This window comes from Enterobacter sp. ECC-175 (assembly GCF_043968675.1).
Taxonomy (GTDB): Bacteria; Pseudomonadota; Gammaproteobacteria; order Enterobacterales; family Enterobacteriaceae; genus Enterobacter.
Genome location: NZ_CP143776.1, coordinates 3,103,421 through 3,126,075, shown reverse-complemented (window position 1 = coordinate 3,126,075; position 22,655 = coordinate 3,103,421). Strand labels below are relative to the sequence as shown.

The following is a 22,655-nucleotide window of genomic DNA, read 5'->3' as shown; positions in this document are numbered from 1 at the left end:
ATAAGAGTTTACTCATAAATTCAGGTTTTCATTTACGACGTTGATGGCCGTATCGTCCCGCATTCGTTTTTTAGTATTACTCCCCCTACTTGCTGCTGGAGCCGTTCACGGTGCGCCGCATTCCTTTATCCAGCAGGCGCAGAACCCGTTTGATAATGACGGCGACAGCCTGCCGGATCTCGGCCTTGCCGCGCCTACGGGGGAAGGGGAGAAGCACCTCGCGGAGATGGCGAAAGCCTTCGGTGAAGCCAGCATGACCGACAACGGCCTCACCACCGGGGAGCAGGCGCGCCAGTTTGCGTTCGGTCAGGTGCGCGATGCCCTGAGCGGTGAAGTGAATCAGCACATCGAGTCCTGGCTCTCGCCGTGGGGTAATGCCAGCGTTAACGTGCTGGTGGACAACGACGGCAAATTCAACGGCAGCAGCGGGAGCTGGTTTGTGCCGTGGAATGACACTAACCGCTACTTAACCTGGAGCCAGCTTGGCCTGACGCAGCAGACGGACGGCCTGGTGAGCAATGCCGGCGTCGGTCAGCGCTGGGTGGCCGGCTCCTGGCTGCTGGGCTACAACACCTTCTACGATAACCTGCTTGACGAAAACCTCCAGCGAGCCGGGCTGGGCGCGGAAGCGTGGGGCGAGAACCTGCGCCTTTCCGCAAACTACTATCAGCCGCTCGCCGGATGGCGCGAAAGCACCGAGACAAAAGAACAGCGCATGGCGCGCGGGTACGACGTCACGGCGAAGGCATGGCTGCCGTGGTTTCACCATCTCAATACCAGCGTCAGCTTTGAACAGTATTTTGGCGATAACGTCGATCTGTTCAACAGCGGCACCGGCTACCACAACCCGGTGGCCGTGAATCTTGGGCTGAACTACACGCCCGTTCCGCTGGTGACCCTAACCGCGGCCCACAAGCAGGGAGAGAGCGGGGTCAGCCAGAATAACCTCGGCCTGAAGCTTAACTATCGCTTCGGCGTGCCGCTGGCAAAACAGCTCTCCGCCAGCGAGGTCGCCGCGGCACGCTCGCTGCGCGGCAGCCGTTACGACGCCCCGGAGCGGGACAGCCTGCCGGTGATGGAGTTCCGCCAGCGCAAAACGCTGTCGGTCTATCTGGCGACGCCGCCGTGGGACCTGAAGCCCGGGGAAACGGTTATGCTTAAGCTGCAGATCCGCAGCGCGCACGGTATTCGTCAGCTTCACTGGCAGGGTGATACGCAGGCGCTGAGCCTGACGTCGCCGGCTAACGGGCGCAGCAGCGATGGCTGGAGCGTGATAATGCCCGCCTGGGACGATAGCGAGGGAGCGAAAAACCGCTGGCGGCTGTCGGTGGTGGTGGAAGATGAACGGGGGCAGCGCGTCTCCTCCAATGAGATCGCGCTTACCGTGGTGCAGCCGCTCGTTGCATTAACGAACGACGATCCGCGGTGGAAGTTGCTGCCGGACGAGTAGCCTTAGAAAATACGCTCCTGATGGACCCACACCGCCGCTTCAACGCGGGATTTGAGCTTCATTTTCTTCAGCATGTGCTTCACGTGGACCTTAACCGTGCTTTCGGTGATGTCCAGGCGGCGGGCGATCATCTTGTTCGGCAGGCCCTGGGCAATCAGCTTCAGAATGTCGCGCTCGCGCGGGGTGAGCTGGCTGACGTCACGGTCAGAGGTGGCGCGGTTAGCTCGCAGGCTGGCGGCCAGGACCGGCGTTAACGCTTCGCTCAACACCATCTCTCCGGCGGCCGCTTGCTGCAGCGCCTTGAGCAGATCCTCTGGCTCCATATCTTTCAGCAGATAGCCGTCGGCCCCGCGCTTGAGCGCCGTGACCACGTCTTCCTCATGATTCGAGACGCTAAAGACCACCACGCGGCCAGAAAGCGATTTCTCACGCAGCTTGTCGAGCGTTTCCAGACCGTTCATGCCCGGCATGTTGAGATCGAGCAGGATCAAATCCGGATCGAGCGACTCGGCAAGCTCTATCCCCTGTTCGCCGTTGCTGGCTTCACCGACGACGGTGATATCGGGCGCCATGCTGACAAGCTGTTTCACGCCGGTGCGCAGCATCGGATGGTCATCGATCAACAGGATAGAGGCCGGTTCCTGATTAGTCATGGTTTTCTCCTTGAGCAGTTATGAGCGGTTTTTCGGGAACAAAGGTGACGACAACTTCGGTGCCGCCCGTTTCAGCCCGGCGAACCTGGCAATCACCGCGCAGGCTTTGCGCGCGGTCTCGCATGATGATGAGGCCGTAGTGGTTACTTCTTTCGGCATTTTCCGGCACGCCGCGGCCGTTATCCCTGACGCTAAGCTTCACCTGATTGTTCTGGTGGCTCACGGTGACGGTCACCGCCGTCGCTTCGGAATGCTTGAGCACGTTGCTCATCGCTTCGCGGGCGATTTGCAGCAGATGAATCGCCTGATGGGAGGGGACGAACCGCGGCGGCAGCTGGTAGTCCAGCTTCACCGGGAAGCCCAGGCGGGCGCTAAACTCGCTGCAGCTGGCCTCAAGCGCCGGGCGTAAACCCGGCTCGGTCAGCTGCAGGCGGAAGGTGGTTAACAGCTCGCGAAGCTGTATCCAGGAGGTATTCAGCTCGTTGCGCACCTGGCTGAGCAACTGCTTGCTGCTCTCCGGCATGCCTTCCCCCTGCATCTGCAGACAGCTTATCTGCATCTTCATGCAGGAGAGCGACTGGGCGATGGAGTCATGAAGCTCGCGGGCAATGGTCGCGCGCTCCTCCATCACGATGAGCTGCTGCTGCTTTTCCTGATGACGGTCAAGCGCCAGCGTGGCGGTCAGCTGTTCGACCAGCGTGTCCACGAGCTGCTGCTGATCGTGGCTAAGATGACGCCCGGCTGGCAGCGTGGCCAGCAGGATGCCGTACTGGGTGTGGCTGTCCGTCAATCGCCATTTCAGGGTTGTTCCGCTGGTATTCTGCGCGGGCAGGCTGCGCGGGCACAGGTGGCAACCCTTTTCGTCGCAGGACACGTCCGACTGACAGGTAAACTCCTGATGGTTTTCTTCATCTTCGATATCGTAAACGCGCAGCTCAAGGTCATGCAGCAGGGTAAGGTTTTGCAGGCCGTTAAGGACCGGCGAGAGCCGCTCGCACAGCGGCACCTGCATGTGCAGGCGGCGGTTGGCCTGCCACAGGAAAGAGAGAATTTCGTTTTTCTGCTCCAGCCCGGCGGTTTTCTCCTGAACCCGTTTTTCCAGCACCGCATAGCTTTCGGAGAGCTCTTCCGACATGGTGTTCAGCGCCTGGCCGAGCATCGCCATTTCATTGCGCCCGTGAATGTGCGTGCGCTGGCTAAAATCCCGGTCGGCGACGGCGCGCGCCATGACCAGCAGCGCTCGCCACGGCTTCAGAAGCCGCGCGCGCAGCCAGATGATGGTGAAAATCAGCAGCATGGCCATAAACATCGCCATGATGACGTGTGTTCTAACCACGCTGTCGATACGCATTTCGGTGGTGTGGTCGAACGAAGAGACGAGGGCATCAATGCGCGAAACAAAGGCCGCGACGTCCGCCGCAACCGTATCCTGGCTTTTGGCCTGCTGCAGGCCCGGCCTGAGCTGCGTGTGCCAGTAGCCCTGCAGCGCTTTCAGCTGCGCCTCTTGTCCGTCGCGCTTCGCGGCTCTTTCCAGTTCCGGGCTAAAGGCGGTATGCTCCATGTCGGCGATGAGCGGCAGGTCGTCCTGGGTCAAAGGCACCGCGGCGAGCAGGCGATAACTCTGCATGCGTAGCGAACCTGCCTCGTTGATGGCATGCGCATTACCCTGTACGCCCTGTACCAGCCAGCCAGAGATCGCCATGCCGGTCACACCGATCGCGGTGGACAGCAAAACGATAAGCGCCAGCTGGTTAACCAGCGTGAGTGGAGATAAACATCTTTTTAACATAGAGTTGCCGGGCTCCTGACGTGACCTGACTGCAGGAATGGCGATATTCTGGTGCATACCCTGGAGTATACCCATACCAATAAAGGATTACCTCTAAATTGCCGGTGGGGTTAGGTTTTGAAGAGGGGGAGTATCCCAGCGCCTCAGCGCGGTGAAAAACCACGTCTTTTTGAGCGTAAATCTCTACTCACTAAGGGTAATGACTTTTTTTTCGCCGCAAAACCACTGCCTTTTCCTTTGATTTATATCAACTTACCGCCCGCCTAAACCCCTAATGTTTGCAGCATCATTCGAGAATCAGAGGTGTCTATGAGTCACTCATCCGCTCCCGAAAGGGAAAATGGTGCCGTTATTACTGACTGGCGTCCGGAAGATCCGGCGTTTTGGCAGCAGCGGGGTCACAAGGTTGCAAGCCGCAACCTGTGGATTTCAGTTCCATGTTTGCTGTTAGCGTTTTGCGTATGGATGTTGTTTAGTGCCGTGGCGGTTAACCTGCCGAAGGTGGGTTTCTTCTTTACGACCGATCAGCTGTTTATGCTGACCGCGCTTCCGGCGCTGTCCGGCGCGCTGCTGCGCGTGCCTTACGCATTTATGGTTCCGCTGTTTGGCGGCCGCCGCTGGACGGCATTCAGTACCGGGATCATGATCGTTCCGTGCGTGTGGCTGGGCTTCGCCGTGCAGGATACCTCCACGCCGTTTAGCGTCTTCGTGATCATCTCCCTGCTGTGCGGCTTTGCCGGCGCAAACTTTGCGTCCAGCATGGCGAACATCAGCTTCTTCTTCCCGAAAGAGAAGCAGGGCGGCGCGCTGGGCATTAACGGCGGTCTGGGCAATATGGGCGTGAGCGTGATGCAGCTGATTGCGCCGCTGGCGATCTCCGTGTCCATCTTCGCGGCCTTCGGCGGTACGGGCGTTGAGCAGCCGGACGGTTCATCCCTCTATCTGCAAAACGCGGCCTGGATCTGGGTGCCGCTGCTGGTGGTCTTTACGCTGGCGTCCTGGTTCTTCATGAACGATCTGTCCGCCTCTAAGGCTTCTCTAAGCGAGCAGCTGCCGGTGCTGAAGCGCGGCCACCTTTGGGTCATGGCACTGCTGTACCTGGCGACCTTCGGCTCCTTTATCGGGTTCTCTGCGGGCTTTGCGATGCTGTCTAAAACCCAGTTCCCTGACGTGCAGATCCTGCAGTACGCGTTCTTCGGCCCGTTCATCGGCGCGCTGGCCCGTTCTACCGGCGGAATGATTTCCGACCGCCTGGGCGGCACGCGCGTTACGCTGGTGAACTTTATCGTGATGGCTATCTTCTGCGCGCTGCTGTTCCTGACGCTGCCGGTCAACGGCCAGGGCGGTAACTTTATTGCCTTCTTCGGCGTGTTCATGGTGCTGTTCCTGACGGCCGGGCTGGGCAGTGCGTCCACCTTCCAGATGATCTCCGTGATCTTCCGCAAGCTGACGATGAACCGCGTGAAGGCGCAGGGCGGCTCTGAGGAGCAGGCGATGCGTGAAGCGGCAACGGACACCGCGGCAGCGCTGGGCTTTATCTCTGCGATTGGCGCAATTGGCGGCTTCTTTATTCCAAAAGCGTTCGGCATTTCGCTGGATCTTACCGGTTCTCCGGCGGGCGCAATGAAAGTCTTCCTCATCTTCTATATCGCCTGCGTTGCCATAACGTGGCTGGTATATGGACGTAATACCAAGAAAAACAAGTAAGTTTGATTATCCGTTCGCGCGGCCGCAGTGCCGCGCTTTTTTTAACCTTCTATTAGTTACAACATACTTAAAGATGCTCTCCCACCGCCCGGCGCGGCACTGCGATCGCCATCACTCTATAGGGATGCCTACCCCTTAATACCTAAGATGTTAAAAAACGCCGTGCCTTTTGTACGATAAAACTATTTTTTCTATATATATCAATAATATATAAAATTAAAAATTATACCGCTTTGGTGGTAGTGCATGTAATACCTCGTTACAGAGAGCCCCCCAGCCTTGATCGTTATCAATTCTCCACAGGTTTCAGAGCGTTACCTTCGCTGCAAATCAGCAATGTCGATTTAGAGAGCCACAGGCTCCACACAGGAGATACCCGATGAGCAAATTTTTGGATCGGTTCCGCTACTTCAAGCAGAAGGGCGAAACCTTTGCCGATGGGCACGGCCAGGTTCTGGAAACCAACCGGGACTGGGAGGACGGCTACCGTCAGCGCTGGCAGCATGACAAGGTTGTCCGCTCTACCCACGGCGTAAACTGCACGGGCTCGTGCAGCTGGAAGATTTTCGTTAAGAACGGCCTGGTGACCTGGGAAGTGCAGCAGACCGACTATCCGCGCACGCGCCCTGATATGCCAAACCACGAGCCGCGCGGCTGCCCTCGCGGCGCGAGCTACTCCTGGTATCTGTACAGCGCCAACCGTCTTAAATACCCGCTGATGCGCAAGCGCCTGATGAAGATGTGGCGCGAAGCAAAAGCGCAGCACAGCGATCCGGTCGACGCATGGGCATCCATCATTGAAGACGCCGACAAAGCGAAAAGCTTCAAGCAGGCTCGCGGTCGCGGCGGCTTTGTGCGCTCCTCCTGGAAAGAAGTCAACGAGCTGATTGCGGCCTCCAACGTCTATACCGTCAAAACCTACGGCCCGGACCGCGTGGCGGGCTTCTCGCCGATCCCGGCGATGTCGATGGTCTCCTACGCGTCCGGCGCGCGCTACCTCTCCCTGATTGGCGGGACCTGCCTGAGCTTCTATGACTGGTACTGCGACCTGCCGCCTGCGTCTCCGCAGACCTGGGGCGAGCAGACCGACGTGCCGGAATCCGCGGACTGGTATAACTCCAGCTACATCATTGCCTGGGGATCTAACGTCCCGCAGACCCGTACCCCGGACGCCCACTTCTTTACCGAAGTGCGTTACAAAGGCACCAAAACCGTCGCGGTCACCCCTGACTACGCGGAAATCGCCAAGCTCTGCGACCTGTGGCTGGCGCCGAAGCAGGGCACAGATGCGGCGATGGCGCTGGCGATGGGCCACGTCATGCTGCGCGAGTTCCACCTCGATAAGCCAAGCCAGTACTTCACCGACTACGTGCGCCGCTATACCGACATGCCGATGCTGGTCATGCTGGAAGAGCGCGACGGCTATTACGCCGCAGGCCGCATGCTGCGCGCCGCCGACCTGGTGGATTCACTGGGCCAGGAAAACAACCCGGAATGGAAAACCGTTGCCTTTAACAGCGACGGCGAAATGGTAGCGCCTAACGGTTCTATCGGCTTCCGCTGGGGTGAAAAGGGTAAATGGAACCTCGAGCAGCGCGACGGCACGAGCGGCGCGGAAACCGAGCTGCGCCTCAGCATGCTGGGCAGCCAGGACGACATCGCGGAAGTCGGCTTCCCGTACTTCGGCGGCGACGGCACCGAGCACTTCAACAAGGTTGAGCTGCAAAACGTGCTGATGCACAAGCTGCCGGTGAAGCGCCTGCAGCTGGCCGACGGCTCTACCGCGCTGGTGACCACCGTTTACGACCTGACCATGGCGAACTACGGCCTTGAGCGCGGCCTGAACGATGAAAACTGCGCAACCGGCTATGACGATATTAAAGCGTACACCCCCGCGTGGGCAGAGAAGATCACCGGCGTGCCGCGCGCGCAGATCGTCCGCATCGCGCGCGAGTTTGCGGAAAACGCCGACAAGACCCACGGCCGTTCAATGATCATCGTCGGGGCCGGTCTGAACCACTGGTATCACCTGGACATGAACTACCGCGGCCTGATCAACATGCTGATCTTCTGCGGCTGCGTGGGCCAGAGCGGCGGCGGCTGGGCGCACTACGTGGGCCAGGAAAAGCTGCGTCCGCAGACCGGCTGGCAGCCTCTGGCGTTTGGCCTTGACTGGCAGCGTCCGGCGCGCCACATGAACAGCACCTCCTACTTCTATAACCATTCCAGCCAGTGGCGCTACGAGACGGTGACCGCGCAGGAACTGCTGTCGCCAATGGCGGATAAATCCCGCTACAGCGGCCACCTCATTGACTTCAACGTGCGCGCCGAGCGCATGGGCTGGCTGCCGTCCGCGCCGCAGCTGGGCACCAACCCGCTGCGTATCGCGGAAGAGGCGAAGAAGGCGGGCATGACGCCGGTGGATTACACCGTTAAGTCCCTGAAGGACGGCTCCCTTCGCTTCGCGGCGGAACAGCCTGAAAACGGTAAAAACCACCCGCGCAACCTGTTTATCTGGCGTTCAAACCTGCTGGGCTCGTCCGGTAAAGGCCACGAGTACATGCTGAAGTATCTGCTGGGCACCGAGCACGGTATCCAGGGCAAAGATCTCGGCAAGCAGGGCGGCGTGAAGCCGGAAGAGGTGGAATGGCAGGACAACGGCCTGGACGGCAAGCTGGATCTGGTGGTGACGCTGGACTTCCGCCTGTCGAGCACCTGCCTGTACTCCGACATCGTGCTGCCAACCGCGACATGGTATGAAAAAGACGATATGAATACCTCGGACATGCATCCGTTTATTCATCCGCTGTCTGCCGCCGTTGATCCGGCGTGGGAATCCAAAAGCGACTGGGAGATCTACAAGGGCATCGCGAAGAAATTCTCTGAAGTCTGCGTAGGGCACCTCGGCAAAGAGACCGACGTAGTGACGCTGCCAATCCAGCACGACTCTGCCGCCGAGCTGGCGCAGCCGCTGGACGTGAAGGACTGGAAAAAAGGTGAATGCGACCTGATCCCGGGCGTGACCGCCCCGCACATCATTCCGGTTGAGCGTGACTATCCGGCGACCTACGAGCGCTTTACCTCTATCGGCCCGCTGATGGAGAAAATCGGCAACGGCGGTAAAGGCATCGCGTGGAATACGCAGAGCGAAATGGATCTGCTGCGCAAGCTCAATTACACCAAGGCGGAAGGCCCGGCCAAAGGCCAGCCGATGCTGAACACGGCAATTGACGCGGCAGAGATGATCCTGACCCTGGCGCCGGAAACCAACGGCCACGTAGCGGTGAAGGCGTGGGCGGCCCTGAGCGAATTTACCGGACGCGACCATACGCATCTGGCGAAGAATAAAGAGGAAGAGAAAATTCGCTTCCGCGATATTCAGGCCCAGCCGCGCAAAATCATCTCCAGCCCGACCTGGTCTGGGCTTGAAGACGAGCACGTCTCTTACAACGCCGGTTACACCAACGTTCACGAGCTGATCCCGTGGCGGACCCTGTCAGGCCGCCAGTCTCTGTATCAGGATCACCAGTGGATGCGCGACTTCGGTGAAAGCCTGCTGGTTTATCGTCCGCCGATTGACACCCGCTCCGTAAAAGAGGTGATGGGCGATAAATCCAACGGCAATCCGGAGAAAGCGCTGAACTTCCTGACGCCGCACCAGAAGTGGGGCATTCACTCTACCTACAGCGACAACCTGCTGATGCTGACCCTGGGTCGCGGTGGTCCGATCGTGTGGATGAGTGAAGCGGACGCGAAGGAGCTGGGCATTGTCGATAACGACTGGATCGAAGTGTTCAACAGCAATGGCGCATTGACCGCGCGTGCGGTCGTGAGCCAGCGCGTGCCGGCCGGGATGACCATGATGTACCACGCTCAGGAACGTATCGTGAACCTGCCGGGTTCAGAGATAACGGAACAGCGCGGCGGTATTCATAACTCCGTGACCCGCATTACGCCGAAGCCAACCCACATGATCGGCGGCTATGCGCAGCTGGCCTACGGCTTTAACTACTACGGTACGGTAGGGTCTAACCGCGATGAGTTCGTGGTGGTCCGTAAGATGAAGAATATTAACTGGTTAGACGGCGAAGGTAATGACCAGGTACAGGAGAGCGTAAAATGAAAATTCGTTCACAAGTCGGCATGGTGCTGAATCTGGATAAATGCATCGGCTGTCATACCTGCTCGGTCACCTGTAAAAACGTCTGGACCAGCCGCGAAGGCACCGAATACGCCTGGTTCAACAACGTTGAGACTAAGCCGGGCACCGGCTTCCCGACCGACTGGGAAAACCAGGAGAAATACAAGGGCGGCTGGATCCGCAAAATCAACGGCAAAATTCAGCCGCGCATGGGTAACCGCGCCATGCTGCTGGGTAAAATCTTCGCTAACCCGCACCTGCCGGGCATCGACGATTATTACGAGCCGTTTGACTTCGACTACCAAAACCTGGCCAACGCGCCGGAAGGCAAGCATCAGCCGATTGCGCGCCCGCGCTCGCTGATCACCGGCCAGCGTATGGCGAAAATCGAAAAAGGCCCGAACTGGGAAGACGATCTCGGCGGCGAGTTTGAGAAGCTGTCGAAAGACAAAAACTTCGAAAACATGCAGAAGGCGATGTACGGCCAGTTCGAAAACACCTTCATGATGTATCTGCCGCGCCTGTGCGAACACTGCCTGAACCCGGCGTGCGTGGCGACCTGCCCGAGCGGTGCCATCTACAAGCGTGAAGAAGACGGCATCGTGCTGATCGACCAGGACAAGTGCCGCGGCTGGCGCATGTGCATCACCGGCTGTCCGTACAAAAAAATCTATTTTAACTGGAAGAGCGGCAAGTCCGAGAAGTGCATCTTCTGCTACCCGCGTATCGAAGCGGGCATGCCGACCGTGTGCTCCGAAAGCTGCGTAGGCCGCATTCGCTACCTCGGCGTGCTGCTGTACGATGCGGACGCGATTGAAACCGCAGCCAGCACCGAGAACGAGAAAGATCTGTACCAGCGCCAGCTGGACGTTTTCCTCGATCCGAACGATCCGAAAGTGATCGAGCAGGCGCTGAAGGACGGCGTCCCGCAGAGCGTGATCGACGCGGCGCAGCAGTCTCCGGTGTACAAAATGGCGATGGACTGGAAGCTGGCCCTGCCGCTGCACCCGGAATACCGCACGCTGCCGATGGTGTGGTACGTGCCGCCGCTGTCTCCGATTCAGTCCGCCGCTGACGCGGGCGAGCTGGGCAGCAACGGCATTCTGCCGGACGTGGAAAGCCTGCGCATTCCGGTTCAGTACCTGGCAAACCTGCTGACCGCAGGCGATACCCAGCCGGTTCTGCTGGCCCTGAAGCGCATGCTGGCGATGCGCCACTTTAAGCGTGCGGAAACCGTTGACGGCGTTAGCGATACCCGCGCGCTGGAAGAGGTGGGGCTCACCGAAGCGCAGGCTCAGGAGATGTACCGCTACCTGGCGATTGCGAACTACGAAGATCGTTTCGTGGTGCCGAGCAGCCACCGCGAGCAGGCACGCGATGCCTTCCCGGAGAAAAGCGGGTGTGGTTTCAGCTTTGGCGACGGTTGCCACGGGTCTGACACCAAATTCAACCTGTTCAACAGCCGCCGCATCGATGCCCTGGATGTGACCAGCAAAACGGAGCCGCACCAATGATTGAACTCGTCATTGTTTCGCGTCTGCTCGAGTACCCGGATGCTGCGCTTGCGCAGCATCAGCAGGAACTCTTTGATGCACTCGCGTCATCTGAAAACCTGGATAAAGAGGATGCCCATAATCTGGGCGTTTTCCTCCGTGACCTGCTCGCGCGCGATCTTCTCGACGCGCAGTCAGATTACAGCCAGCTCTTCGACCGGGGTCGCGCAACCTCGCTGCTTCTTTTCGAACACGTTCATGGCGAATCCCGCGACCGCGGACAGGCGATGGTGGATTTGATGGCCCAGTACGAACAGCACGGCCTGCAGCTCGACAGCCGCGAGCTGCCGGATCATCTGCCGCTGTATCTGGAGTACCTGGCACAGCTGCCGAAAGAAGAGGCGCTAGGCGGGTTGCAGGACGTCGCACCGATTCTGGCCCTGCTGAGCGCGCGCCTCAAGCAGCGTGAAAGCCGCTATGCGGTGCTGTTCGATCTGCTCGTCAAGCTGGCTAACGCCGCCGTCGACGGTAAGAAAGTCGCGGAGAAAATCGCGGATGAAGCGCGTGACGACACGCCGGAAGCGCTGGACGCGGTCTGGGAAGAGGAGCAGGTGAAATTCTTTGCAGACCAGAACTGCGGCGAGTCTGAAATCTCTGCTCACCAGCGTCGTTTTGCCGGTGCTGTTGCCCCGCAATATTTGAATATCTCTAACGGAGGACGGCAATAATGCACTTCCTGAATATGTTCTTCTTTGACATTTACCCGTACATTGCGGGCACCGTGTTCCTGGTGGGAAGCTGGCTTCGCTATGACTATGGTCAGTACACCTGGCGTGCGGCCTCCAGCCAGATGCTGGATCGCAAAGGGATGAACCTGGCGTCCAACCTGTTCCACATCGGCATTCTTGGCGTTATCGCGGGACATGCCTTCGGGATGCTGACGCCGCACTGGGTGTATGAATCCTGGCTGCCGCTGGACGTTAAGCAGAAGATGGCGATGTTCGGCGGCGGCGCCGCGGGCCTGATGTGCCTGGTGGGTGGGCTGCTGCTGCTCAAGCGCCGCCTCTTTAGCCCGCGCATTCGCGCTACCACAACCGCGGCGGACATTCTGGTGATGTCGGTGCTGGTGATCCAGTGCGCGCTGGGCCTGATGACCATTCCGTTCTCGGCGCAGCATATGGACGGCAGCGAGATGATGAAGCTGGTGGGCTGGGCGCAGTCCGTGGTGACCTTCCACGGCGGCGCGTCTGAGCACCTGGACGGCGTGGCGTTTATCTTCCGCATGCACCTGGTGCTGGGGATGACGCTGTTCGTGCTGTTCCCGTTCTCGCGCCTGGTGCACATCTGGAGCGTGCCGGTGGAGTACCTGACGCGCAAATATCAGGTTGTGCGCGCCCGCCGCTAGCTCTGCGTTTTACTTTGAACCCCGCGCTCGCGGGGTTTTTTTTGCCCCATGGCAGGTGCCTTCCCGCAACTTGTGACGTTGTCTGTTGCCGGGTGGCGGCTGCGCCTTACCCGGCCTACGAAAACTGAAGGTTAGCAAGAAACGATATGTGAAGCGTATTTGGGCGGGCATGAAGCCTGGTGCAAACAGAAGGTTTGTAGTCATTTGAAAGTGATGGTGGTGGGGGAAGGATTCGAACCTTCGAAGTCGATGACGGCAGATTTACAGTCTGCTCCCTTTGGCCGCTCGGGAACCCCACCAGGGGTAATTCATATTTTGAGATGAAGCTGAGAGATGGTGGTGGGGGAAGGATTCGAACCTTCGAAGTCGATGACGGCAGATTTACAGTCTGCTCCCTTTGGCCGCTCGGGAACCCCACCACGGGGTAATGCTTTTTACTGGCCTGCTTCGGTGAGAAGCGGGGCGCATCATATCAAATGAGGCGCCCCTGTAAAGCTTTCCTTTACGTAATAGCGGTCGTTTGGCTGCTTTTTATCCGTAAAGGCGCAAAGCTAATCAATTCATTTTACGAAGGATTAAAGAATAATCGTTCTGTTGCCGTACACGAAGACGCGCTGCGCCAGCACCTGGTACAGCGCGCGGCTTAACACGTTTTTCTCAACGTCGCGCCCGGCACGCATCATGTCTTCCGCCGTGTAGGTGTGATCCACGTGAATGACGTCCTGCATGATGATTGGGCCTTCGTCCAGGTTGTCGTTCACGTAGTGCGCGGTGGCGCCGATGATCTTCACGCCGCGTTCGTAGGCCTGATGGTAAGGACGCGCGCCGATAAAGGCCGGCAGGAACGAATGGTGAATATTGATGATTTTGTTAGGGAAGCGCGCCACAAATGACGGGGTCAGCACGCGCATATATTTCGCCAGAACGACATAGTCCGGGTTATGCGCCTCGATGGCGTCAGCCATCAGCTGGTCATGCTCTTCGCGCGTGTGGCCTTCATGGCTCACCAGCTCGAAGGGAATATCGAAGCGCTCAACCAGCGAACGCAGCGTCTCGTGGTTACCAATGACGGCGGCAATATCGACATCCAGCCCGCCGTAGTTAGCTTTCATCAGCAGGTCGCCCAGGCAGTGCGCCTCTTTGGTCACCAGAATGACAATGCGGCGACGTCCCGCTGGCGTCAGTTCGCGTACGGAACCTTCCGGCAGGGCGCTGTCAAGATCGGCAAGCAGGGTGGTGTCGTTGAAAATACCTTCGAGCTCGGTACGCATGAAAAAGCGTCCGGTACGGTGGTCAACGAATTCGTTGTTCTGCACGATGTTCAGCTCATGCTTGTAACAGATGTTGGTAATTCGTGCGATGAGCCCTTTTTGATCGGGGCAGATGGTGCGCAGAACTTTACGTTGTAGTGATTGCATTGCCGGGAAATCCTGTTTGAGTATTTGCGAAGTCTGGGCTGTCAGGCGTTACTGCCCGCAGCACTTTTTAAATTTTTTACCTGAACCGCAGGGGCAGGGATCGTTACGGCCAAACTGTGGACGCGTTCCGTCAATATAATACCATCGCCCGCTTTCCTTTAAGAACCGGGAACGTTCGATGATGGCGCCGGACGTGTTATTCTCGGAAAACCGTGCGACGAAACTGACGTAGCCTTCGCTGTCATCGCGGCCGTTAGCGGTTTCAAATACGGTCAGCCCAAGCCACACGGTTTTGGCGAATCCGGCAACAATATCCTGGCGAAATTCGTCCGCCTGACAGGATGGGTGCCAGGTTTTAATAAGGTAGTCTGCGTCTTTGATCACAAAAGCAGTATACCGCGAGCGCATAAGGTGTGATGGGTCTGGTGCAACCTGCGCGCCGGAAAGATATCGATGGCAACATAGGCTATACTCCAGAGCGCTACCACAGGGGCAGAGTTGAGACACAATTCTCTTCCTGGAACAAAAAATAAGGGCGTTTAACGCTTAGGGTAGCAACATGTTAACTGAGCACGTGCGTTGATGCTATGTCAGGAATCCAGGGGAAGTAAAACAGGTCTGATGAGAAAGGTAAAAATTGGTCTTGCGCTGGGCTCAGGTGCGGCCCGGGGCTGGTCACACATTGGCGTGATTAATGCCCTGAACAAGATGGGCGTGGACGTTGATATCGTAGCGGGATGTTCGATTGGTTCGCTGGTCGGTTCTGCATATGCCTGCGGTAAACTCCCGGAGCTGGAAAAGTGGGTTCGCTCGTTTAGCTACTGGGACGTGCTGCGCCTGATGGACCTCTCCTGGCAGCGCGGCGGCTTGCTGCGCGGCGAACGCGTCTTTAATCAATTCCGTCAGGTTATGCCCCTCGATGATTTCAGCCACTGCCAAATGCCGTTCGGTGCCGTGGCGACGAACCTCAGCACCGGCAGAGAGCTGTGGCTGACCGAAGGGGATATCCATTTGGCCGTTCGCGCCTCCTGCAGCATACCCGGACTGATGGCGCCCGTGCCTCACAATGGCTACTGGCTGGTCGATGGCGGGGTGGTTAATCCCGTACCTATTTCTCTGACGCGCGCGATGGGCGCGGATATCGTCATTGCCGTCGACCTGCAGCACGATGCTCATCTGATGCAGCAGGACCTTTTGCCGGTCAATCTGCATAGCGAAGACGTTGAAGCGGAAAAACGTGCCTGGCACGAACGTCTGAGAGGGCGCATAGGCCGCTTTACCGCACGTCGCGCCGTTGCGGCGCCGACCGCAATGGAAATCATGACCACCTCCATTCAGGTTCTTGAGAATCGCCTGAAGCGAAACCGTATGGCAGGGGACCCACCGGATATTTTGATACAGCCGTACTGCCCTCAAATTTCGACGCTTGATTTCCACCGCGCTGAGGCCGCCATCGCAGCGGGCTCGTTAGCCGTAGAGAAGAAAATGGATGAGTTGCTGCCGTTTATCCGGTCAACTCACTGAGCATTTTTTTTGTTTTTTTCAGCAAAATCGGACAGGCGATAGTACCGATAGCGTGCCACTATTTACTAACTGTCTGCCTGGGAGGAATCATGACGCAGCCATTGGCCGGAAAACACATTTTGATAGTTGAAGACGAGCCCGTTTTCCGATCGCTGCTGGATTCGTGGTTAACCTCACTGGGAGCAGACACATCGCTGGCAACAGACGGTATTGATGCGCTGGAGAAAATGGCCAGCGTTACCCATGACCTCATGATTTGCGACCTCGCTATGCCGCGCATGAACGGTTTGATGCTGGTTGAACGCCTTCGTGCCGATGGTAATCAAATGCCCATTCTGGTCATTTCTGCCACGGAGGAGATGGCTGATATTGCAAAAGCGCTGCGCCTCGGCGTGCAGGATATTCTGCTCAAGCCCGTTAAGGATTTAAACCGGCTGCGTGAAACGGTGCTGGCGTGTTTGTATCCCAATATGTTTAATTCTCGCGTCGAAGAAGAAGAGCGATTATTCCAGGACTGGGATGCCCTGGTAAGCAACCCTCATGCCGCAGCGAAATTATTGCAGGAGCTGCAGCCGCCGGTACAACAATCGATATCACACTGCAGAGTAAATTATCGACAGCTTGTGGCAGCAGATCAGCCGGGGCTGGTGTTGGATATTGCGCCGCTTTCCGATAACGATCTCGCTTTTTATTGTCTGGACGTGACGCGGGCAGGGGATAATGGTGTTTTAGCTGCGTTATTACTTCGCGCGCTTTTTAATGGATTGCTTCAGGAACAGTTATCTCACCAGGGGCAACGACTGCCGGAACTCGGCAGCTTACTTAAACAGGTCAATCAGCTTTTCCGACAGGCCAATTTGCCCGGCCAGTTTCCGCTATTGGTAGGCTATTATCACAGTGAATTAAATAATCTCATCCTGGTTTCTGCGGGTTTAAACGCCACCCTGAATACGGGGGAGCACCATATTCAGGTGAGCAGCGGCGTGCCGCTGGGAACGTTAGGAACAGCCTATCTTAATCAAATTAGCCATCGTTGCTCATCCTGGCAGTGTCAGGTTTGGGGAGCGGGAGGGCGGTTACGCTTAATGTTGTCCACGGAATAAGCAGTTGGATTTTATTCAGCAGAATGCTTTACCCGTGTTTTGATGGCAGTGCTACTATCACTGCCAGAATCATACGTATTTATCCTAATTGATCGGCAACGCGTTCTTTTCAGACCCTGACTAGCGGGTGTGGCTGATATACTCAACGCGTTATTAATTGCATAAAAGTTCAAAACTTGAACAGTTCAGGAGAATTTCAATGGCTGCCCTAAATTCGAAAGTCAGAAAGGCCGTTATCCCGGTGGCGGGATTGGGGACCAGGATGTTACCCGCGACGAAGGCAATCCCTAAAGAGATGCTGCCTTTGGTTGATAAGCCATTAATCCAGTATGTCGTGAATGAATGTATCGCGGCGGGCATTACTGAAATTGTGCTGGTCACCCATTCATCTAAAAACTCGATCGAAAACCATTTTGATACCAGTTTTGAACTTGAAGCGATGCTGGAAAAGCGTGTCAAACGCCAGCTGTTAGCCGAAGTACAGTCTATTTGCCCTCCGCACGTGACTATTATGCAGGTGCGCCAGGGCCTGGCTAAAGGCCTGGGCCACGCCGTGCTCTGCGCGCATCCAGTTGTTGGTGATGAGCCTGTCGCGGTTATCCTTCCTGACGTTATTCTTGATGAATATGAGTCCGATCTCTCCCAGGATAACCTGGCAGAGATGATCGCGCGTTTTGACGAAACCGGAAACAGCCAGATCATGGTTGAGCCTGTTGAGGATGTGACCGCATACGGCGTCGTTGACTGCAAAGGTGCTCCTCTTGAGCCTGGCGAAAGCGTGCCGATGGTCGGTGTCGTTGAGAAACCAAAAGCTGACGTTGCGCCATCTAACCTGGCGGTCGTGGGGCGTTATGTCCTGAGCGCGGAAATCTGGGCGCTGCTGGCGAAAACGCCTCCTGGCGCAGGTGACGAGATCCAGCTGACTGATGCAATCGATATGCTGATCGAGAAAGAAACCGTTGAAGCCTACCATATGAAAGGCAAAAGCCACGACTGTGGTAATAAGCTGGGGTATATGCAGGCGTTCGTCGAATATGGCATTCGTCATAATAGCCTGGGTGAAGAATTTAAGACCTGGCTTAAAGACAGCGTGATGGCTAAGTAATATTCTTATTCGCGCTAACCAGACCGATGTGGCCGTGCCCGTCGGTCTTTTTTATGCCTGCAGCCTAATGAATTTGTCCTCGGGTGTGGTCGATACGGCTATATGGCGACCCATTCGGGCGTGACGGCGGCAAATTATGGATACAAAAAATCCCGCTAAAAGCGGGATTTTAAAAAGCGTTATTCGGATTAATCCTTGATCAGGAAATCATCCAGCTGTTTTCCTTGCTCATCCATTGCTTTCTTGATAACAGCAGGAGTACGGCCCTGGCCGGTCCAGGTTTTAGTTTCGCCGTTTTCGTCAACATAGCTATATTTAGCCGGGCGAGCAGCACGTTTTGCTTTGGTGCCGGTTTTTGCTGCAGCCATGCTGTTCAGCAATTCGTTTGGATCGATACCATCAGCAATCAGCATTTCGCGATATTGCTGCAATTTACGAGTACGTTCCTCAACTTCAGCAGCGGCAGCGCTTTCTTCTTCGCGGCGCTCATTAACGACAACTTCTAATTTTTCCAGCATTTCTTCAAGCGTTTCAAGGGTACATTCTCTTGCCTGCGCACGAAGAGTACGGATGTTGTTCAGAATTTTAAGTGCTTCGCTCATTGTAGTAATCTCAAACTTATAATGGGGGTGGTTTGTTGTCCTAATAATAGAGCGATAAATTCAGTTGTGCAATAGGCGGGAATGTAAGGAATTCAAAAAATACAAAATAAAATTCCCCATTATTAATTACGCTAACTTAAATTTTGGCGTTTATCGGGGCCCGGAGATATGCATACAACGACTAAGGCAAGGCGCTATCTGTTTGTTTTGTGACGTTTCACGCAGGAATTATAGTTGCAGCGGACAAATATCAGCCTTTTGTATTACTCCGGTAAAGCGTGGTGGTGTCCCGGTGAGTTAATAAATAGTGAATTTTAATGAACAATGATTCCAGTATAAAAAGAAGTGTTATCCCTGATTTCACGCTTTGCTTATAGACCCCCATTAAAACGTTAATGCCTGTTTTCACGGATTATTTTCTACCTGCTCTGATGGCAGATTTGGTATGGAGAGAGTCTGCCGCGCGCAGCACGTCACTTAAAAACCTACAAAACATGGTACAATGACTCATCGGGATTATTACACTTTGATTAGGGTTTTATGCCAATGGCACAACTTTATTTCTACTATTCAGCAATGAATGCAGGGAAATCCACGGCGTTACTGCAGTCTTCCTACAATTATCAGGAAAGAGGCATGCGTACCGTTGTCTACACCGCCGAAATTGACGATCGCTATGGTGCAGGCAAGGTGAGCTCGAGAATCGGCCTCTCGTCCCCTGCAAGGCTGTTTAATCCCACCACCGACCTTCTGCAGGATATCCGGACTGAGAACGCCTCTAAGGCCATTAACTGCGTGCTGGTGGATGAAAGCCAGTTCCTGACGCGCGAGCAAGTTCACGCGCTTTCTGAAGTAGTAGACGAGCTGGATATTCCCGTTCTCTGCTATGGTTTGCGCACCGATTTCAGGGGCGAGTTATTTCCAGGCAGCCAATATCTCCTGGCCTGGTCAGATAAGCTGGTTGAACTTAAGACAATATGCTTTTGCGGTCGTAAAGCGAGTATGGTGCTTCGTCTGGATCAGGCAGGCAAACCCTATGCTGATGGCGAACAGGTGGTGATAGGGGGCAATGAGCGCTATGTCTCGGTCTGTCGCAAACATTATAAGGAAGCGCTAGCGGTAGGCTCGCTGACGGCGCTGCAGAATGAGAACCAGAAATAATTCCACATGGTTATTTTCAGGTAATAAAAAACCCGCCATCGGCGGGTTTTATTATTTGGCTACCAATTAAGCGTTTTTCTTGGCTTTCTTGTCAGCTTTAACAACAGGTGCTTCAACTTTCGCTGCGACAGTATCGCTTTCTTTGAACTCACGTCCGTAGTAGGTATCCAGCAGAATCTGTTTCAGCTCGGCGATCAGCGGGTAGCGCGGGTTGGCACCGGTACACTGGTCATCGAACGCATCTTCAGACAGTTTGTCTACGTGAGCGAGGAAGTCAGCTTCCTGAACGCCAGCTTCACGGATAGACTTAGGAATACCCAGCTCCGCTTTCAGGCTTTCCAGCCATGCCAGCAGTTTCTCGATCTTAGCAGCAGTGCGGTCGCCCGGTGCGCTCAGACCCAGGTGATCGGCGATTTCAGCATAACGACGACGCGCTTGAGGGCGGTCATACTGGCTGAAGGCAGTCTGCTTGGTTGGGTTGTCGTTAGCGTTATAGCGGATAACGTTGCTGATCAGCAGGGCGTTCGCCAGACCGTGAGGAATGTGGAACTGAGAGCCCAGCTTGTGCGCCATTGAGTGGCAAACACCCAGGAAGGCGTTCGCAAACGCGATACCGGCGATGGTTGCCGCACTGTGTACACGCTCACGTGCTACAGGATTTTTAGCCCCTTCGTTGTAAGACGCTGGCAGGTTTTCTTTCAGCAGTTTCAGTGCCTGAAGGGCCTGACCGTCAGAGAACTCAGATGCCAGAACGGAAACGTAAGCTTCCAGTGCGTGAGTTACGGCATCCAGACCACCGAAGGCACACAGTGACTTAGGCATTTCCATGACCAGGTTGGCATCGACGATAGCCATATCTGGCGTCAATGCGTAGTCAGCCAGTGGGTATTTCTGACCTGTTGCATCGTCAGTTACAACCGCAAACGGCGTCACTTCTGAACCCGTACCGGAAGTGGTAGTAACGGCGATCATTTTCGCTTTTACGCCCATTTTCGGGAACTTGTAGATACGCTTGCGGATGTCCATAAAGCGCAGAGCCAGTTCTTCAAAGTGGGTTTCTGGATGTTCGTACATAACCCACATGATTTTCGCGGCGTCCATTGGGGAACCACCGCCCAGAGCGATAATCACATCTGGTTTGAAGGAGTTGGCCAGCTCCGCACCTTTGCGCACTACGCTCAGGGTTGGGTCAGCTTCAACTTCGAAGAATACTTCAGTTTCAACGCCAGCAGCTTTCAACACAGAGGTGATCTGATCTGCATAGCCGTTGTTAAACAGGAAACGGTCAGTCACGATGAGCGCACGCTTGTGGCCATCAGTAATCACTTCATCCAGCGCGATTGGCAGTGAGCCGCGGCGGAAGTAGATAGATTTCGGAAGTTTGTGCCACAACATGTTTTCAGCTCGCTTAGCAACGGTTTTCTTGTTGATCAGGTGTTTTGGACCAACGTTTTCAGAGATGGAGTTACCACCCCAGGAACCACAACCCAGAGTCAGGGAAGGTGCGAGTTTGAAGTTATACAGGTCGCCGATACCACCCTGAGAAGCAGGGGTGTTAATCAGGATACGTGCTGTTTTCATCATCTGACCGAAGTGAGCAACGCGTTCTGGCTGGTTGTCCTGGTCAGTGTAGAGACATGAGGTGTGGCCGATACCGCCCATCGCAACCAGTTTCTCTGCTTTTTCTACCGCGTCTTCGAAATCTTTTGCACGGTACATTGCCAGAGTAGGGGACAGTTTTTCGTGTGCGAACGGCTCGCTTTCGTCAACAACCTTCACTTCACCAATCAGAATCTTGGTGGTAGCCGGTACGGTGAAGCCAGCAAGTTCAGCGATTTTGTACGCTGGCTGACCCACGATAGCGGCATTCAGCGCGCCATTTTTCAGGATGATGTCCTGAACGGCTTTCAGTTCTTTACCCTGCAGCAGGTAGCCGCCGTGGCTCGCGAAGCGTTCGCGAACGGCATCGTAAACGGAATCAACAACAACCACAGACTGTTCAGACGCACAGATAACGCCGTTGTCGAAGGTTTTGGACATCAGAACGGATGCAACAGCACGTTTGATATCGGCGGTTTCGTCGATAACAACAGGCGTATTACCCGCGCCCACGCCGATGGCTGGCTTACCGGAGCTGTATGCAGCTTTAACCATGCCTGGACCACCGGTCGCGAGGATCAGGTTAATGTCTGGGTGATGCATCAGCGCATTAGACAACTCAACGGAAGGTTGGTCGATCCAGCCAATCAGGTCTTTCGGCGCACCGGCGGCAATGGCTGCCTGCAGAACGATATCGGCCGCTTTGTTGGTTGCGTCTTTTGCACGTGGATGCGGAGAGAAGATGATTGCGTTGCGGGTCTTCAGGCTAATAAGCGATTTGAAGATAGCAGTAGAGGTTGGGTTGGTGGTTGGAACGATACCGCAAATGATGCCGATGGGTTCTGCGATGGTGATAGTGCCGAAGGTATCATCCTCAGACAGTACGCCGCAGGTCTTCTCATCTTTATAGGCGTTGTAGATATACTCTGAAGCAAAGTGGTTTTTGATCACTTTATCTTCAACGATACCCATGCCAGATTCGGCAACGGCCATTTTAGCGAGAGGGATTCGAGCATCTGCAGCAGCCAGAGCGGCCGCGCGGAAGATTTTATCAACCTGTTCTTGGGTGAAATTGGCATATTCACGCTGGGCTTTTTTCACGCGCTCAACGAGTGCGTTCAGTTCAGCGATATTAGTAACAGCCATAATGCTCTCCTGATAATGTTTAAACTCTTTTAGTAAACCAGCGCTCAATACGAAAGACAGTATAGTAAGAGCGGGTGCTACTTGCGTAACCCACATTAAAACAAAGGGTTACTTGCTGCTCCTGATCACTAATTTACTAAAAGAGCCTTACCTTAGCATCATACCTTTTTGATAGGTGATCTCCCTGGCGGCGTAGCCAAGATTACTCACTTCTGAGTACCGAAATCATGATCTGCGTCAATTTATACCTAAGCTGATACCTTTCAGCAGGGTTATTTCTTTGAGATTTTTCCAGTGTTAAATAATTACGAAACTATTGGAAGTGACGCTATCATTAATTATACAAATGTTTAACATGA

The 22,655-nt window shown here is 55.5% G+C and carries 16 protein-coding genes and 2 tRNA genes; 10 read left to right on the top strand and 8 right to left on the bottom strand.

Translation table 11 applies throughout. From position 1 onward, the window contains the following. Nucleotides 1-43: 43 nt before the first annotated feature. Complete coding sequence (locus tag V1599_RS14870; RefSeq protein ID WP_395300334.1) at nucleotides 44-1,450, top strand: YchO/YchP family invasin; 1,407 nt, start codon at nucleotides 44-46, stop codon at nucleotides 1,448-1,450. 2 nt (nucleotides 1,451-1,452) lie between these two features. On the opposite strand, the gene narL is transcribed toward V1599_RS14870, so the two are convergent. Both narL and narX read right to left on the bottom strand, forming a co-directional pair. After that, entirely contained in the window at nucleotides 1,453-2,103 is a 651-nt protein-coding gene (gene narL / locus V1599_RS14865; protein ID WP_003856701.1) for a two-component system response regulator NarL, read from the bottom strand. Next, nucleotides 2,096-3,892, bottom strand: a complete 1,797-nt coding sequence (gene narX / locus V1599_RS14860; protein WP_395300333.1) for a nitrate/nitrite two-component system sensor histidine kinase NarX — start codon at nucleotides 3,890-3,892, stop codon at nucleotides 2,096-2,098. Before narX ends, narL begins: the two co-directional genes overlap by 8 nt. A 309-nt stretch (nucleotides 3,893-4,201) precedes the next feature. Here narX and V1599_RS14855 point away from each other — a divergent pair, with 309 nt between their 5' ends. The 5 genes from V1599_RS14855 to narI all read left to right on the top strand — a co-directional run bounded on the left by V1599_RS14855 (nucleotide 4,202) and on the right by narI (nucleotide 12,638). Continuing rightward, complete coding sequence (locus V1599_RS14855; RefSeq protein ID WP_395300332.1) at nucleotides 4,202-5,599, top strand: NarK family nitrate/nitrite MFS transporter; 1,398 nt, start codon at nucleotides 4,202-4,204, stop codon at nucleotides 5,597-5,599. 379 nt (nucleotides 5,600-5,978) lie between these two features. Then, nucleotides 5,979-9,722 (top strand): nitrate reductase subunit alpha, encoded by a 3,744-nt coding sequence (locus V1599_RS14850; RefSeq protein ID WP_395300331.1) that lies wholly within the window; start codon nucleotides 5,979-5,981, stop codon nucleotides 9,720-9,722. After that, a complete protein-coding gene (gene narH, locus V1599_RS14845; RefSeq protein WP_297120681.1) occupies nucleotides 9,719-11,254 on the top strand; it encodes a nitrate reductase subunit beta in 1,536 nt (511 codons plus the stop codon). The genes V1599_RS14850 and narH overlap by 4 nt, the downstream gene beginning before the upstream one ends. Further along, nucleotides 11,251-11,961 carry a nitrate reductase molybdenum cofactor assembly chaperone gene (gene narJ, locus V1599_RS14840; RefSeq protein ID WP_297120684.1) on the top strand — a complete coding sequence of 237 codons (711 nt, stop codon included), beginning with the start codon at nucleotides 11,251-11,253 and terminating at the stop codon, nucleotides 11,959-11,961. The genes narH and narJ overlap by 4 nt, the downstream gene beginning before the upstream one ends. Then, on the top strand, nucleotides 11,961-12,638 hold the full coding sequence (narI, locus tag V1599_RS14835) for a respiratory nitrate reductase subunit gamma (RefSeq protein ID WP_006175857.1): 678 nt from the start codon (nucleotides 11,961-11,963) through the stop codon (nucleotides 12,636-12,638). The genes narJ and narI overlap by 1 nt, the downstream gene beginning before the upstream one ends. A gap of 214 nt (nucleotides 12,639-12,852) precedes the next feature. Here the strand turns inward: narI and V1599_RS14830 are convergent. The 4 genes from V1599_RS14830 to V1599_RS14815 form a co-directional block, all read right to left on the bottom strand. After that, nucleotides 12,853-12,937 (bottom strand) — tRNA-Tyr (locus V1599_RS14830). A gap of 35 nt (nucleotides 12,938-12,972) precedes the next feature. Next, nucleotides 12,973-13,057 (bottom strand) — tRNA-Tyr (locus tag V1599_RS14825). A gap of 156 nt (nucleotides 13,058-13,213) precedes the next feature. After that, on the bottom strand, nucleotides 13,214-14,056 hold the full coding sequence (gene purU, locus V1599_RS14820; protein WP_112011637.1) for a formyltetrahydrofolate deformylase: 843 nt from the start codon (nucleotides 14,054-14,056) through the stop codon (nucleotides 13,214-13,216). Between the two features lie 48 nt (nucleotides 14,057-14,104). Next, the gene (locus V1599_RS14815; protein WP_112011638.1) at nucleotides 14,105-14,563 is read right to left on the bottom strand and encodes a YchJ family protein; all 459 of its coding nucleotides are present in this window, start codon (nucleotides 14,561-14,563) and stop codon (nucleotides 14,105-14,107) included. Nucleotides 14,564-14,677: 114 nt separating this feature from the next. Between V1599_RS14815 and rssA the strand changes: the two genes are divergently transcribed. From rssA to galU, 3 genes are all read left to right on the top strand, one after another. Beyond that, a complete protein-coding gene (gene rssA / locus V1599_RS14810) occupies nucleotides 14,678-15,580 on the top strand; it encodes a patatin-like phospholipase RssA (RefSeq protein WP_112011639.1) in 903 nt (300 codons plus the stop codon). 89 nt (nucleotides 15,581-15,669) lie between these two features. Continuing rightward, complete coding sequence (gene rssB / locus V1599_RS14805; RefSeq protein WP_112011640.1) at nucleotides 15,670-16,683, top strand: two-component system response regulator RssB; 1,014 nt, start codon at nucleotides 15,670-15,672, stop codon at nucleotides 16,681-16,683. Between the two features lie 199 nt (nucleotides 16,684-16,882). Then, a complete protein-coding gene (gene galU, locus V1599_RS14800) occupies nucleotides 16,883-17,788 on the top strand; it encodes a UTP--glucose-1-phosphate uridylyltransferase GalU (RefSeq protein ID WP_112011641.1) in 906 nt (301 codons plus the stop codon). 188 nt (nucleotides 17,789-17,976) lie between these two features. On the opposite strand, the gene hns is transcribed toward galU, so the two are convergent. Further along, the gene (gene hns, locus V1599_RS14795) at nucleotides 17,977-18,390 is read right to left on the bottom strand and encodes a histone-like nucleoid-structuring protein H-NS (RefSeq protein WP_112011642.1); all 414 of its coding nucleotides are present in this window, start codon (nucleotides 18,388-18,390) and stop codon (nucleotides 17,977-17,979) included. A 546-nt stretch (nucleotides 18,391-18,936) separates the two neighbouring features. On the opposite strand from hns, the gene tdk reads away from it, so the two are divergent. Then, nucleotides 18,937-19,551, top strand: coding sequence for a thymidine kinase (tdk, locus tag V1599_RS14790; RefSeq protein ID WP_112011643.1), 615 nt, complete (start codon nucleotides 18,937-18,939; stop codon nucleotides 19,549-19,551). A 66-nt stretch (nucleotides 19,552-19,617) separates the two neighbouring features. Here tdk and adhE read toward each other — a convergent pair whose 3' ends face one another. Further along, nucleotides 19,618-22,296: a bifunctional acetaldehyde-CoA/alcohol dehydrogenase gene (gene adhE, locus V1599_RS14785; protein WP_112011644.1), complete on the bottom strand. Its 2,679-nt coding sequence runs from the start codon at nucleotides 22,294-22,296 to the stop codon at nucleotides 19,618-19,620. Nucleotides 22,297-22,655: the final 359 nt, after the last annotated feature.

What these genes read in the sequence shown, in the direction of transcription:
- V1599_RS14870 (WP_395300334.1), top strand. Translation starts at nt 44, where the DNA reads ATGGCCGTATCGTCCCGCATTCGTTTTTTAGTATTACTCCCCCTACTT.
- narL (WP_003856701.1), bottom strand. Translation starts at nt 2,103, where the DNA reads ATGACTAATCAGGAACCGGCCTCTATCCTGTTGATCGATGACCATCCG.
- narX (WP_395300333.1), bottom strand. Translation starts at nt 3,892, where the DNA reads ATGTTAAAAAGATGTTTATCTCCACTCACGCTGGTTAACCAGCTGGCG.
- V1599_RS14855 (WP_395300332.1), top strand. Translation starts at nt 4,202, where the DNA reads ATGAGTCACTCATCCGCTCCCGAAAGGGAAAATGGTGCCGTTATTACT.
- V1599_RS14850 (WP_395300331.1), top strand. Translation starts at nt 5,979, where the DNA reads ATGAGCAAATTTTTGGATCGGTTCCGCTACTTCAAGCAGAAGGGCGAA.
- narH (WP_297120681.1), top strand. Translation starts at nt 9,719, where the DNA reads ATGAAAATTCGTTCACAAGTCGGCATGGTGCTGAATCTGGATAAATGC.
- narJ (WP_297120684.1), top strand. Translation starts at nt 11,251, where the DNA reads ATGATTGAACTCGTCATTGTTTCGCGTCTGCTCGAGTACCCGGATGCT.
- narI (WP_006175857.1), top strand. Translation starts at nt 11,961, where the DNA reads ATGCACTTCCTGAATATGTTCTTCTTTGACATTTACCCGTACATTGCG.
- purU (WP_112011637.1), bottom strand. Translation starts at nt 14,056, where the DNA reads ATGCAATCACTACAACGTAAAGTTCTGCGCACCATCTGCCCCGATCAA.
- rssA (WP_112011639.1), top strand. Translation starts at nt 14,678, where the DNA reads ATGAGAAAGGTAAAAATTGGTCTTGCGCTGGGCTCAGGTGCGGCCCGG.
- rssB (WP_112011640.1), top strand. Translation starts at nt 15,670, where the DNA reads ATGACGCAGCCATTGGCCGGAAAACACATTTTGATAGTTGAAGACGAG.
- galU (WP_112011641.1), top strand. Translation starts at nt 16,883, where the DNA reads ATGGCTGCCCTAAATTCGAAAGTCAGAAAGGCCGTTATCCCGGTGGCG.
- hns (WP_112011642.1), bottom strand. Translation starts at nt 18,390, where the DNA reads ATGAGCGAAGCACTTAAAATTCTGAACAACATCCGTACTCTTCGTGCG.
- tdk (WP_112011643.1), top strand. Translation starts at nt 18,937, where the DNA reads ATGGCACAACTTTATTTCTACTATTCAGCAATGAATGCAGGGAAATCC.
- adhE (WP_112011644.1), bottom strand. Translation starts at nt 22,296, where the DNA reads ATGGCTGTTACTAATATCGCTGAACTGAACGCACTCGTTGAGCGCGTG.